At 71.2% G+C, this 12,752-nt stretch carries 10 protein-coding genes and 1 other RNA gene; 2 read left to right on the top strand and 9 right to left on the bottom strand.

Features of this window, described 5'->3' with window-relative positions; all coding sequences use genetic code 11:
- Positions 1-153 precede the first annotated feature (153 nt).
- Positions 154-3,693, top strand: coding sequence for an AAA family ATPase (locus D1J63_RS26090; protein ID WP_125632144.1), 3,540 nt, complete (start codon positions 154-156; stop codon positions 3,691-3,693).
- Here D1J63_RS26090 and D1J63_RS26085 read toward each other — a convergent pair whose 3' ends face one another.
- The 8 genes from D1J63_RS26085 to rnpB all read right to left on the bottom strand — a co-directional run bounded on the left by D1J63_RS26085 (position 3,694) and on the right by rnpB (position 10,991).
- Complete coding sequence (locus D1J63_RS26085) at positions 3,694-3,993, bottom strand: NIPSNAP family protein (protein WP_125632142.1); 300 nt, start codon at positions 3,991-3,993, stop codon at positions 3,694-3,696.
- A 65-nt stretch (positions 3,994-4,058) separates the two neighbouring features.
- Positions 4,059-4,544 carry a hypothetical protein gene (locus tag D1J63_RS26080; protein WP_206436790.1) on the bottom strand — a complete coding sequence of 162 codons (486 nt, stop codon included), beginning with the start codon at positions 4,542-4,544 and terminating at the stop codon, positions 4,059-4,061.
- Positions 4,541-4,870: a hypothetical protein gene (locus tag D1J63_RS26075; protein WP_241235609.1), complete on the bottom strand. Its 330-nt coding sequence runs from the start codon at positions 4,868-4,870 to the stop codon at positions 4,541-4,543. Before D1J63_RS26075 ends, D1J63_RS26080 begins: the two co-directional genes overlap by 4 nt.
- Positions 4,871-4,926: 56 nt before the next feature.
- Positions 4,927-5,388, bottom strand: a complete 462-nt coding sequence (locus D1J63_RS26070) for a hypothetical protein (RefSeq protein ID WP_125632138.1) — start codon at positions 5,386-5,388, stop codon at positions 4,927-4,929.
- Positions 5,385-7,808, bottom strand: a complete 2,424-nt coding sequence (locus tag D1J63_RS37595; RefSeq protein WP_125632125.1) for an ATP-binding protein — start codon at positions 7,806-7,808, stop codon at positions 5,385-5,387. Before D1J63_RS37595 ends, D1J63_RS26070 begins: the two co-directional genes overlap by 4 nt.
- A gap of 235 nt (positions 7,809-8,043) precedes the next feature.
- Positions 8,044-9,717 (bottom strand): DUF262 domain-containing protein, encoded by a 1,674-nt coding sequence (locus tag D1J63_RS26060; RefSeq protein WP_125632123.1) that lies wholly within the window; start codon positions 9,715-9,717, stop codon positions 8,044-8,046.
- Between the two features lie 209 nt (positions 9,718-9,926).
- On the bottom strand, positions 9,927-10,331 hold the full coding sequence (locus D1J63_RS26055) for a hypothetical protein (protein WP_125632121.1): 405 nt from the start codon (positions 10,329-10,331) through the stop codon (positions 9,927-9,929).
- Between the two features lie 256 nt (positions 10,332-10,587).
- An RNA gene (gene rnpB / locus D1J63_RS26050) (RNase P RNA component class A) lies at positions 10,588-10,991 on the bottom strand.
- Positions 10,992-11,515: 524 nt separating this feature from the next.
- Between rnpB and D1J63_RS26040 the strand changes: the two genes are divergently transcribed.
- Positions 11,516-11,833 carry a hypothetical protein gene (locus D1J63_RS26040; protein ID WP_125632119.1) on the top strand — a complete coding sequence of 106 codons (318 nt, stop codon included), beginning with the start codon at positions 11,516-11,518 and terminating at the stop codon, positions 11,831-11,833.
- A gap of 75 nt (positions 11,834-11,908) precedes the next feature.
- On the opposite strand, the gene D1J63_RS26035 is transcribed toward D1J63_RS26040, so the two are convergent.
- Positions 11,909-12,742 carry an AraC family transcriptional regulator gene (locus tag D1J63_RS26035; RefSeq protein WP_125632117.1) on the bottom strand — a complete coding sequence of 278 codons (834 nt, stop codon included), beginning with the start codon at positions 12,740-12,742 and terminating at the stop codon, positions 11,909-11,911.
- Positions 12,743-12,752: the final 10 nt, after the last annotated feature.

Below are 12,752 nucleotides of genomic sequence, written 5' to 3'. Positions count from 1 at the left end.
GTCCTGCCCGCCCCGGAGGATGGTCGTCAAGTCTCTCGCCGCACGGTGAGAGCCGAGGGGATGTGGTGCCGGTCTTTCGACGCCGGTGGATCGGGGGCGGGTCGTGTCGGTGGGCAGTGGTGCGGTCGTGAGGGGTGCCGGATGAGGCATCGGATGCAGGTGGCGCTTCAGGTCGTACTGGCGCTGATCGCCTGCTTACTCGGCATCACCACCAACTACGCCACCAGCACGGACGACGCTCCATGGGCGCTGCAGGTCATCCAGCGGTTCTCGGTGCCGGCGATCGGGCTGCTGGTGGTGGCCATGGTGGTCGGGCAGGTCGTGGTGTACCGGCTGGAGAATCCCGCGCCGCCGCCGGCCGACTGGCCACGTGACCGGGTTCCGTATCCGGGCCTGGACGCGTACGACGAGGACGAGGCGGCCGTCTACTTCGGCCGGGAGGCACAGGCCGCCGAGCTGACGCGCAGGCTGCACGCCACCGCGACGGGGCCCTCCGAACGGTTCCTGCTGCTGGCCGGGGCGTCAGGCAGCGGGAAGTCCTCGCTCGTGCGGGCCGGGGTGCTGCCCCGGCTGCGGGCACGCCGCTGGACCGTCGTACCGCCGTTCTCACCCGGGGCGAGTCCGCTCGGCGCGCTCGCCTCGTCACTCGCGGCCGCCGCCGGGGAGCGGGAGACGGCCGGTGCGGTACTGCGGCGGCTGCGACAGGGTCCGGACGCCCTGCGGGCCGAGCTGGCCCGGTTGCGCGGCGGGCGGTTTCGGCGGACCCTCCTCGTCGTCGACCAGTTCGAGGAACTCGTCACCCTCGGGGGCGAACGCGAACGAGCCCGCTTCCTCGACTCGTTGCGTGCCTGTCTGGAGCAGGACTCGTCGGTACGGGTGCTGGCCACGCTCCGCGTGGATTTGTTGGGGAGGCTGCTCGGTACCGGTCATGCCGAGCTCTTCCAGCATCCCGTCGCGATCGGCACGCTGGGCAGGGCGCAGCTCGCCGAGGTGGTGGAGGCGCCCGGCGCGTTGGTGGGCCTCTCCTTCGAGCCTGGCGTGGTCGAGACGATCGTGGACGAGACGGGCACCGACGACGCGCTGCCGCTGCTCGCCTATCTCCTCCAGGAGCTGTACTTCGCCTCCGGGCCGGGCGGCACGGTCACCGAGGAGCTGTACCAGCGGCTCGGCGGTGTGCCGGGCGCCCTGGCACGGCAGGCCGACAACACCGTGACCGATCTCGGTGCGGGCGACACCATCGACTTCGTCCTGCGGGTGCTGCTGAAGTTCGTCACCGTGGAGGGGCAGGAAGTCGCCCGCCGGCATGTGCCGCTCTCGGATCTCACCGACCGTGAGCGGCATGTGGTGGACGCGTTCATCGACGCCAGACTGCTGCGGTCCGACGTACGTGGGAACGCGTCCGTCGGCCAGGAGCCGTACGCGCAGGTGACGCATGAGGCCCTGTTCCGGCAGTGGGCGCCGCTGCGGCAGGAGGTCGAGACGCGGGCCGAGCGGCTGCGGGAGCGCGCCGAGCTGGAGCGGTGGGCCGAGGACTGGGAGAGGTCAGGGCGTAGTACCGACTACCTCCTCGTCGGCGAGCGACTCACCGTGGCCAGGCGATGGCTTGAAGCCCTGGACGAGAGCGGGCAGGCGTCTGCGCGCGGCCGGGCCCTCGTCGAGGCGTCGCAGCGCCGGGACGTCGCGTTCCTGAGTCGTGTGTCCGACGGCATCGGCCGGACGGTGCTCGGCAGCGCGGAGAGCGAACCCGAGCGGGCGCTGCTGCTGTCCCTGGCCGCGCTCGGCGAGTGCACACCGACGCCGTTGGCACGGCGAGGGCTGATGGCGGCGTTGGCCACCAGCCACCCGCGCACCCGGCTCGACGGGCACACGGACACGGTGCGCGACATCGCCTGGTCGCCGGACGGGCGGTTGCTGGCAACGGCGTCCCGGGACGGTACGGCCCGCATCTATGACGCCCGATCGGGGCGCCCTGTGTTGGTCTTGCCGTCCGACGGCGCGATGGTCGAGTCCGTCGCCTGGTCCCCGGACTCGGCACAGGTGGTCACCGCGGGCCGGGACCAGGTCGTACGGATCTGGGACGCCGTGTCCGGTGAGCCCGTACGACTGCTCACCGGGGCCGGGGACATCGGCAGGCAGGTGGCCTGGTCGCCCGACGGACTGTACGTCGCGGCCACGTTCAAGGACCGGGTGGTACGCGTCTGGGAGCCCTCGACCGGCCGACTCGTGCACGCGCTGTGCGGGCACGGCGACGACGTCTGGGGCGTCGCATGGTCCCCGGACGGCGCCCGCCTCGCTTCCGCCTCCCACGACCAGACGGTGATCGTGTGGGACCGTGCGACGGGAACGGCAGGCGTGACGCTGACCGGGCACACGGACTTCGTCGAGGGTGTCGCCTGGTCGCCGGACGGGCGCCGTATCGCGACCGGCTCCGGTGACCACACCGTCCGTGTCTGGGACGCGGAGACGGGCGAGCTCCGGCTTCTGTTGCGCGGACACACCGACTACGTATGGAACCTGGCCTGGTCGCCGGACGGCCGGATGCTGGCATCCGCCTCGTCCGACCGGACCGTGCGCATCGTCGACGCCGAGGATGCGAAGGTGCTGGCGGTGCTGCGCGGACACATCGACACCGTGTGGGGAGTGGCCTGGTCGCCCACCGGCGCCCAGGTCGCCACCGGTTCCTCCGACGGCTCCGGGATCGTGTGGGATCTGCGTCCGCGTGGGGCTGAGACCACCCTGGTCGACGGGCACGACGGTCCGGTGAACGAGGCCGCGTGGTCGGGCTATGACGGCAGGGTCGTCACCGCCTCCGACGATGGCACCGTGCGGTACTGGGACGCGGTGACGGGCGCTCCCGTCGGAGCGGTGACAAGGCTGGAGGACCGTGTGTGGAGCGTGGCGTGCGCGCCGCACGGTGACCGACTCGCGCTCGGTACCAACGACGGACTGTTCCGCGTCCTGGACGGGACGGGCCGCACACTGTTCGAGCGGCGCGGGGAGGTCGTCGAGGGGTGTGCCTGGTCCACGGACGGTCGGCGGATCGCGACCGGTGGGCATGACGGCGCCGTGCGCGTCCTGTCGGCGCAGGACGGGACGGAACTGATGAAGTTCGAGGAGCACCAGGACTGGGTGGGCCGCGTGGCCTGGTCACCGAGCGGCCGGCTGCTCGCCAGCTGTTCCGACGACCGGACCTGTCGGCTGTGGGACACCGGCGACGGCCGACAGCTCACCGTCCTGCGGGGGCACGACAACTACGTGGAGGACGCCGCATGGTCCCCGGACGAGGCACGTGTCGCCACGGCCTCGGGGGACTGGACGGCCGCTGTGTGGAATGCGGCCACGGGGCGCCGCGTCGACGTCCTGAAAGGTCACGAGGGGCGGGTCCGTGCCGTCGCCTGGTCGCCCGACGGGAGGTACGTGGCGACGGGAGGCGACGACCGCACGGTACGCGTGTGGTCCGCGGCCACCTTCGAGGAGGTCTCTGTAGTCGGCGTACATCAGGACAAGGTGACCTCGGTGGCGTGGTCCCGCGACGGCAGCCGACTGCTGACCGGCTCCGCCGACGGGACGGCCCGGGTGTGGCCCGCGCAGCCTGACTACGACCGGCTGGAGGCGGTTGCGAGGGGGCGGGTCTTCCGCACGCTCACGGAGGAGGAGCGACGGCACCACATGCTGCCGCTCGAACCGTCGTGATCAGTGGACCTGTTCGACCGTACGGTCGTCGGTGTGGACGAGGTAGTCGTCCGGGTTGAGGTTCATCGCCTCGCGCTCGGACGACGACCAGTACAGCGCGTTGCGCTCCTGGAAGGTCTCGGGGCCGTCGTAGGAGATCAGCCAGACGAACTGGTTGCGCTCCCGCTCCACCCACGCCCCGCCGATGGTGAAGCCCAACTTCAGCCGCAGCGGCACGATCTCCTGCCGCCAGCGCTCGACCCACTCGTCGAGCATGCCGTCACGAACGGTGTACGTACGCAGTTGCGTGGTTCTGGGCATGAAGGACGGCCTCCCGGCGCTAGGTTGTCGTGGCACACAGCCTAGGTAGCTCCGTGGCCGCTTCGTCAGACCCCGACCACATGCACATCCACAGGCGCCAGCACCGCCAAGTACGCCTGGATGTCCCCCGGATCGGTAGTGAACACCACCGCGCTGCCGTGCCGGGCCGCCGTCAGGGCCACCCAGGCGTCCACCGCGTCCGGCCGTTTCTTCGCCGGCAGGGTCGCGCTGCCCAGGGCGGTGCCGATGCGGCGCCAGTCCGCGAGGTCCGGGCCCGTGGCGCAGGCCAGGCATTCCGGACGGCCCGCCTTCGTTTCGCGCATGGGCGGCTCGGATGTCCGGGCCTGGGGGACGGTGCAGTCCTTCAGTACCCCGGACAGGGCGTGCACCAGAGCTGGTTGCGGGCGCCACACCTGGGCGAGGACCGGGCCGAGCACCAGGGCCCGGTGCGGGAGGGTGCGCAGCCCCTCGTGGAGGGCCACCGCCTTCGCCTTGCGGTCGGCCAGGGCGATGAGCATGCCGGTGTCGTAGACCGGGACCCGTGGGCTCACGCGGCGTTTCCCGGGCGGTGGCCGTGCCGGTCACGGCCGTGGGCAAGGCCGAGGGCCTCCTCGATCTCGCGGCGTTCCTGCTCCGTCAGTTCCGCGGTCGGCTCCTGGGCGGAGTCTGCGGGCAGGCCGTCGGCTGCCTGCTCCGCGCGGGCGATGAGGGCGTCCACCTTGGCGAACTGTTCCTCTATGGCGTCGCTCTCGGCCATCTGGCGCGTCGCGGCGTGCACCAGGTACGCCGAGACGTCCATGCCCGCCCGCTCCGCATGCTGCCTGATGCGTTCGGCCTGGGTCTGGTCCAAGCTGATGCTGATCCGCGTCTTCGCCACACGGTCATCGTAATACGCGTATGACGAGGGCGCGAGTGTCGGTGAAGGCACCGTCGTCACCTGTCATCAGGCCGGGGTTCAAGGGCTCCGACCACCCGCTCGACCTCGTCACGCCATGCCCGCAGCTCGACCTGCGTGGGTTCCAGTTCGTACCCGTGGTAGTGGCAGGCCCTGCTCAGGCCTCCCCAGGTCGCCGACCAGCGACGGGCCGTGTCCTGGTCGGCGTAGGAGGCGAGGCACAGGGCCTGGGCGTGGGGTGGGCAGCGAGCCAGCTGGGGTTTGCGGGCCTGCCAGTAGCGGCGCAGGGCCTCTTCCAGGGCGTGGCGCAGCAGGAGTGCGACGGCGCGGGGCCAGACGCCCGTGGTGGAGGCGGTGGCCGTGCCGAGCAGTCGGTCCGCTCCTGCGAGCAGGTCGGCCGGGGTCGAGACGGACGGTGGTGGGGGCGAGGGGAATGCCGGGCCGCCCCGGGGCGGGCGCGGTGGTGGGACGGGGGATGCGGTCGGGTGGGTCGTGGTCACAGGGCTCGTACCGCCTTCGCGAGGTCCGCGGTGCGTCGGATGATGTCGTCCGCGTCGGCGAAGGGGACGGCTTCGTGGGTGCCCTTGTTGCACCAGCGGATGTGGTCGGTGGCCTCCGCTCCGTAGGCGCGGGTCAGGTCCGTCATGGCGTCGCCGCCTCGGTCCGCAGCGCCGTAGAGGGCGAGGGAGGCCAGCTCGGTCAGTTTGCGGGCCTTGGCGATGTGCCGCTCGATGTCGGTGTGCGGCATGCCTGTGCCGAGGAGCCGGCGGCGGGCCGGTTCGAGGAGGGCGGCCTCCAGTGCGGTGCGGCACAGGCCGGGCAGGACGCGGGCGACGACGTCGCCGGGCAGGTCGCGGGTCTTGGCGAGCGCCTTCGCGTCGTAGAGGGCCTGCTTGACGGGGTCGTCGCCGGAGCGGACCCGTACGGCTGAGTGTTCGCGGCGGTCGACGGTGAGGACGGTGGCGGGCAGGCGCAGGTACTTCAGGGCCTGCGGCAGTCGGCTGTCGTGGGTGAAGACGACGACCTGGCGGTGTTCGGCGAGCAGGGCGAGGACGCGGGCGAGGCCGTCCACCTTGGCGGGGTCCATGGACTGCACCGGATCGTCGATGACGAGGAACCGGAAGGGGTTTTCCGGGAGGAAGGTACGCGGCAGGAAGAGGGACAGGGCGAGGGCGTGCAGCTCGCCCTGGCTCATCACGCCGAGGGCGGGGGCGTCGATGTCGTCGACGGTAACGTCGAGGGCGACCTTGCGCTGGGTTCCGGAGCCGCCCAGGCGGACGGGGCCGAGGGCGACGTTGCTCTGCTGGCGCAGGTGGGACCAGATGCGTTGGGCGTCCTCGGCGATGGGGCGCATGCGGTCGGCGCGGATCTCCTCGTGCGCCGCCTTGAGCCACTTCTGGGCGGCCTTCACGCGGGCGAGGCGCGGGGCCGCCTGCTCGGCGGCGTGGGCCTTGTCGAGCCAGGCGGCGAGGGCCCGGGCGGCATCACGCCAGGCGTCGTCCTGGTCGGCGAGGCGTGTGGCGGCCTCCTGGCGGGTGATCCGTGCGGCGTCGGCGGCGGTTTGTGCGGCGTTCACGGCGAGGGACGCCAGTACGGCGGGGTCGGAGACGGTGCGGCATCGCAGCCAGTCGTTCCAGGCTTCGGCGATGTCGGACGGCAGCCAGCCGGGGGGTGGCACGGCCAGGTCGCGGACGGCCCGGACTGCGGCGTCGAGTTCACCCCGGGCGGCGAGGGCCTGCTCCGCCTCGGCGCGCAGCATGCCTTCCTGTTCGGCGGCATCCCGTGCCCACGCCTCGTCGAGACGGGCCGCGCCGCCGCAGACCGGGCAGGTGTCGAGGGCGGGGTGGGCTCGGTGGTGGGTGAGGGCGCGGGCGAGGAGTTCGGCACGGCGCAGGGCGTCCTCGGCGGACGTCCCTCGCAGGTCGTCCGAGGAGGCGACGGCTTCGCGCAGGCGGGCCACGGCCGTGGCGACCGCCTCGACGTCGGGGCCGGTGAGGGTGGCGCGGCGGCGGAGGTCGAGCAGCAGGGACTCGTCGGACGCGCCGGTTCCGGCCGCCAGTTCGGCGGCTCGGGCCAGATCGGGGCGCGGCCCGCTCAGTGCGGCCTGGGCGGCCTGGGCTCGAGGGTCGTCGGTGTTGCCCAGCAGGGCGAGGAGGGCGGGGAGTTCGGCCTTGGCCGCCTTGGCGGGTGCGTCGTACTCGCGGGCCAGCTCGCGCAACCGTTTGTCTGCGGCGGCGAGTTGCTCCAGACCGAGGATGGAAGCGACGGCGTCGTACATCTCGCTGGGTCTACCGCCGATGACCTGGCCGAGTTCGGAGTACGACAGGAAGGGACGGTAGGTCGCCAGGTCGTCCTGCCAGCCGAGGTCCGGGAGGGGGACGGGGGTGCGGCCGGGCCGGTCGAGTTCGGCGGTCGAGTCGGCCACGTCGTCTCCGTGCCAGGTCCGCAGAGCGGTGGCCGGTTCGGAGTCGCCGTCGATGCGCAGCTCCACGGCGACCTGCGGGTCTTGGCCGTGGTGGAGGTTGCGCCAGCTCTTGCGCCAGATGTCACTACGGCCGCGCCAGCGGGCGTTGTCGCCGGTCAGCGCGATTTCGATGGCTTCGGCGAAGCTGGACTTGCCCGAGCCGTTGCGGCCGGTGACCAAGGTGAGCCCTGGACCCGGGTTCAGGGGCAGGCGGGTGGTACGGCCGATGCCGCGGAAGCCGCTGACCGTGACCGACTGCAGGTAGCAGCCGGGCATGCGGCCACGCCGCGGTGTCTCGTCCTCGAAAGCGGCCAGCAGGACGGCCCGGGACTCCGCGTCGAGGTCCGATGCGGTGAGCCGTTCGGCGATGAGGTGGGTGAGGGTACCGACGGACGGGTCGTGGGCGGGTGGCCCGGCGGGAGCGGCGTCCGGTGCGGAATCGGCTGGTACGGGCATGGAAGGACCCCCGTGGAAGCTGTGGCTGCGTAGCGGGCGGGGCAGACGGGGCCGGACGGGCCGGCGCCGGTTGGCGATGGGAAGCGCGTAGGCGTGACGGGGCGGCTCACAGGCCGTGCGCCGCGCGCTGTGGATGACCATAGCCCAATCGACGCCAATAATGGAATTCTTTGGAACTACTTGGATGTGCTTGGGTGAGGCGGCCGGGGCACGGGGCCCCGGCCGCCGGCAGCACTCACAGACGCCACTCCTCGGCGAGCATGCCCAGCAGTTCCTCCTGCCGGGCCTTGAGCAGCTCGGGAGTCCACTCGGCATGCTGAAGGACCTGGCTGGTCAGCGCGAAGGGGACCACTCCTCCGCGTCCCGTGAAGTACTTGGCCTTCTTGGCTGCGAAGTCGTAGTTCTGGGCCGCGGAGTTCTTGGCCCTGTTCAGCAGCACCAGGTTCCCCAGACGGTGCGTCCACTGTGCGCGCTGCTCCTCGTCGAACACGTCGACCCACTCGGAGTCGGCGCTCGGGCTCTGCGGCAGGACGTGCTCGACGGTGATGAGCGGGTGCTCGTACGTCACTCCCTGGCTGCGGGCGAGCAGCTCGTCGAGGCGGAGAAGGACGTACTTGCGGATCCTGCGGACGTGATAGAGGTCGCCGTCGAGCCAATTCCGCGTCTCCAGCTTCTCGTCGTCCCGCAGATCGAAGGCCGGGGAGTCGAGACCCTGCCCTTCGTCGAGTTGCCGGAGCAGTTCGGCATAGCGGGTGACACGCGGCGTCGTGTAGACGCGGCGGATGAACATGCTGGCCGACAGGCGCTCCAGGGCCCGCATGAACGCGTCGAGCCACGCGGGGTCGTTCTCACGATGGCGCAGTGCCCAGAGAGCGGCCGGTCGCCAGTCGTAGTTGTCGATCTGCTGCAGCCGCCTGAACCAGGCGTTGACCGACTCCGCGCCAGAGGCGGACTCGTAGCGAGCCTCCCTGATCTGGGCGTAGGCCTCGGCGTAGGGCCGGACGACGTCGTGCACGAAGGCCTCGGCCCGCTCCGGCAGGTAGCGGCTGAGCACCTGCTCGGGAAACTCCTTGAGCAGCTCCTGATCCGCTCGCTTCTTGGCGAAGATCATCCGCAGGTGCAGGAAGAGCTCCGCGAAGTCGTCCCGCCCCAGCAGTTCCTCGGCGTCCTCCCAGGTGGCCGCGCACGCCTCGGATGCCTCCTCGTCCAGATCACCGATGACCCGTGACTTGAAGATGTCGGTGGGCGACAGATCCAGACCTCGGGAGTTCATGACGCTGAAGATGCGGTGGGCACTGTCGAGGTCCGGCGTGCTGACCACGACCAGGAACGTCCGCTCGGCGAGCATCTGGGCCAGGGCCAGGCGGCTCTCCTCGGGCAACGCGCTGAGACGACGATGCAGAGCGGCCGCATTGCACAAGACGGCCCTCTGCGCATCGGTACGCAGGCCTTCCGGCTCCAGTGCCAGCAAGGTCTCCACGGCATCCTTGGCCTGCACATACTTCTCGAAGAAGTCGGCGTCGCGGCTCCGCAGGGTGAGCCGAGGCCTCGGAGGCAGCCCGCGGATCTTGGCTCCCGGCTCCATCACCAGACGATCGAGGTCGCCACGCAGGTCCGGGTCGTCCGTGAGGTCGCGCAGGACGGACAGAAGGATGGTCAGGGTCGTGAGGCGCTGCTGGCCGTCGATAACCTCCGCTCTCGGGGCTCCGCCGTCCTTGACGAGCACGATGGACCCGAGGAAGTAGGGCTCGTCCGTCCCTCGGTCCAGGGCCTCCTGCAGGTCCAGCAGCAACTGTGACGCCTGCTCCTCCTGCCAGGCGTACGGGCGTTGATAATCGGGGATCTTGAAGTCGTAGTCGCTGCTGAAGACTTTGTGCAGGGGCATCTCGTGCGCCTCGAGCTTTTGCATATTCCGATGATGGCGGAGATGCGCAGTTCGTGACGCCCAATCAAGCACACCCGTCTGCTTGCAGACGGATGGGGCTCGTATACGCCTGAACAGCACCTGGACGACGTGCGCACTCGCACCCGGCGGGACTTCACGCGACGGACCCCGGCCGCGCAGGAAGCGGCCGGGGCCCGTTGGCGTTCGTCCGGGGGCGAGTTACGGAGCTTGGATCACCATGCCGGTGTTCCGCAGTAGCCGCCGGTCAGGCATGCGCGGAAGTTGAGCCCGTTGAGGCCGTTGTAGTCGCCGGAGAACGACTCTCCGTTGGCGGCGGTACGGATGGGAGTCCAGCCCTTGCCCGACCACTTGGCCTGGAGAATGACCCACTTGCCGTCCTTGGCGTGATCGTAGAACTTTCCGGAGAAGCTGCCGTAGTAGGACTTTCCGCTTGCGCTCTTGTACCAGGACCAGCAGACATAGACGGAGCCCTTGCCGTTGCTGGTCCTCACGGTGGTGCACTTGCTGCCCTGTGCGGTGGCGGCGCCTTGGTCGGTGGCCACGGCAGAGCCGGAGAAGCCGACGATGAGGGCGGCAGCTGCCGCCATCGACGCGACGAACGACTTGGTCTTGGTCATGGTTCCTCCCGTGTTGGACGGCTGCTGAATCCCGCTGGTCAAGCGGGTACCGCCGCCGAAGACAGTACGGAAGGGTTCTCTTGGCGGCGTCCCGCCAGAGGTTGAATACCTTCTCAATCAAGCGCGGTAACCCACTCGCGTCTACACCTCGTGCAGTAGAGCCCTGGGTTGACGAGGAACGCAGCACCGCTATCCGGCTCAGGGACCTTCGATACAGGTCAGAGGGTCCCTTTCCAGGCAAGGCCGCAAACAGCGGCAGACGAGTCGGGCTGTACGCCGGGTTCTGTTCCGACGGGGCCTCGCGGTCCCGTCGGCGACGGCCATCCATCTAGGGCCGGCGTTGCCACCGGCCTCCAGCGGTCTACCCGCGGACTCGGGCGGGCAGCCCTCGATCGTCCGCGCAGAGCGCGTTTTACGGCGCTCCTCTTGACCTTGCTCCGGGTGGGGTTTACCTAGCTGCCCAGGTCGCCCTGGGCACTGGTGGTCTCTTACACCACCGTTTCACCCTTACCGGGGGCCGAAGCCTCCGGCGGTCTGCTTTCTGTGGCACTGTCCCGCGGGTCACCCCGGGTGGCCGTTAGCCATCACCCTGCCCTGTGGAGCCCGGACGTTCCTCGGGAAGTCCCGTGAGGGACTCCACGCGGCCGCCCGCCCGGCTCGTCTGCCGTGTCGACCATGGTACCCGGCGGACCTCCCGCCCCGGACCGGCGGCGGCCGTCGCGAGGACCGAGCCGGCCAGGATCAGCGTGAAGGCGACGCCGATGCCGAGGGTCAGGTCCTCGTCCAGGAGGAGAGCGCCCGCGGCGACGGCGACCGCCGGGTTGACGTAGGTGATGACGCCGGCGCGGACCGGGCCGACCTCCTTGATCAGCTCCAGGAAGGCCACGAAGGCGATCGCGGTGCAGACGACGCCGAGGCCGGCCAGGGCCGCCAGGGCCTCGCCGGAAGGGAGCGTGGTGGGCCGGGTCAGGAAGGCCGCGGGGGCGTAGACGACGGCGGCCAGGGTGAGGCAGGGGGTGATGAGCTGGAGGGTGGGGACGTCCTTGAGGTGGCGGGCGGCGATCAGGGGGGCGGTGGCGTACCCGACGACCGTCACCAGCACCTCGGCCAGCGAGCGGGCGTCGCCGCCGGTGAGGTGCGGCACGGTGAGGACGGCGACGCCCCCGAGGCCGAGGCCGAGTCCGGTGATCCGGCGGGCGCCGACCCGTTCCGCGGCGCCGAAGAAGCGCGCCAGGAGCACGCCGACGATCGGCACGCCCGCGATCAGCAGCCCGGCGGTGGAGCTGGACAGGTGCCGCTCGGCGTCGGTCAGGGTCCACCAGGGGCCGATGATCTCGATCACCGCGAAGGCCAGCATGGGCTTCCAGTGGCGCCGTACGGTGCCGAAGAGGTCTCCCTTGCGCAGGGCGAAGGGGAGCAGGAGGGCCGCGCCGAGCGCGCAGCGCGTGAACACCACTCCGGACGGGGACACCTCGTCCACCGCCACCTTGATCATCAGGTAGGGGATGCCCCAGACCACTCCCATCAGGGAGAACAGGAACCAGCCGCGTGCAGTCATGCGGCGAGTCTCGGCCGCCTCACCCCGCGCGGTCTTGAACGCTGTTGCGGTACGCCGCCGGGGTCACCCCGAGGACCCGGCGGAACCAGCGGGTCAGGTGCGCCTGGTCGGCGAAGCCCACCAGGGCCGCCACCTCGGCCGGGCGCAGGCCCGCGTCCAGGAGCCCGCGCGCCCTGGCCACCCGGTGCTGGGCGAGCCAGGCGTACGGCGGCATCCCCGTCGCCGTACGGAAGGCCCGCAGGAGTTGGTAGCGGGACAGGCCGAGGTCGGTGGCGAGGGCGGCCAGCGGCGGCGGGGCGAGGAGTTCGTCGGCGAGCCGGTCGCGTACGACGCGGGCGACGCGGTCGGAGCCGGGGACGGCGTCGTCGGCGGCGCGGGCCGTGGAGTGGCGGCGGGCGAGCGCCGTGAGCAGCCAGGGAAGGCGGGACTCGGCCTCCAGCGGGTCGGGGTGGCGGGCCAGGTCGGTGTGTGCGGCGCGCAGGGCGGCGGCGAGTTCGGGATCGTCGATGACGGGCTCGCGGAAGTGCGGGAGGGCGGTGGCGCGGGTGCCGTCGGTGAGGAGGGACGGGGTCGCGTACAGGGCGCGGTACGAGTAGCCGTCGGGGGCGGCCGGGCCGCCGGTGTGCACCTCGCCCGGCTCCAGGACGACGATGGAGCCCGGCCCTGAGTGGATGTGCCCGCCCCGGTAGGCGATGACCTCGAGTCCGCCTACGGTGACGCCGACCGTGAACTCGTCGTGGGCGTGCGGAGCGTAGACGTGCCGGTCGAAGCGGGCGGTGAGGAGGTCGAGGGTCGGGCCGGCCGTCCCCAGCCGTGCCCTCGTCCAGCGTGCCTGCTCGCCGCGCGCGTCCATCGCCGACCAC

The organism is Streptomyces sp. KPB2 (assembly GCF_003950055.1).
In the GTDB taxonomy this organism is placed as follows: Bacteria; Actinomycetota; Actinomycetes; order Streptomycetales; family Streptomycetaceae; genus Streptomyces; species Streptomyces salinarius.
This window is presented reverse-complemented; position numbering and strand designations above follow the sequence as displayed.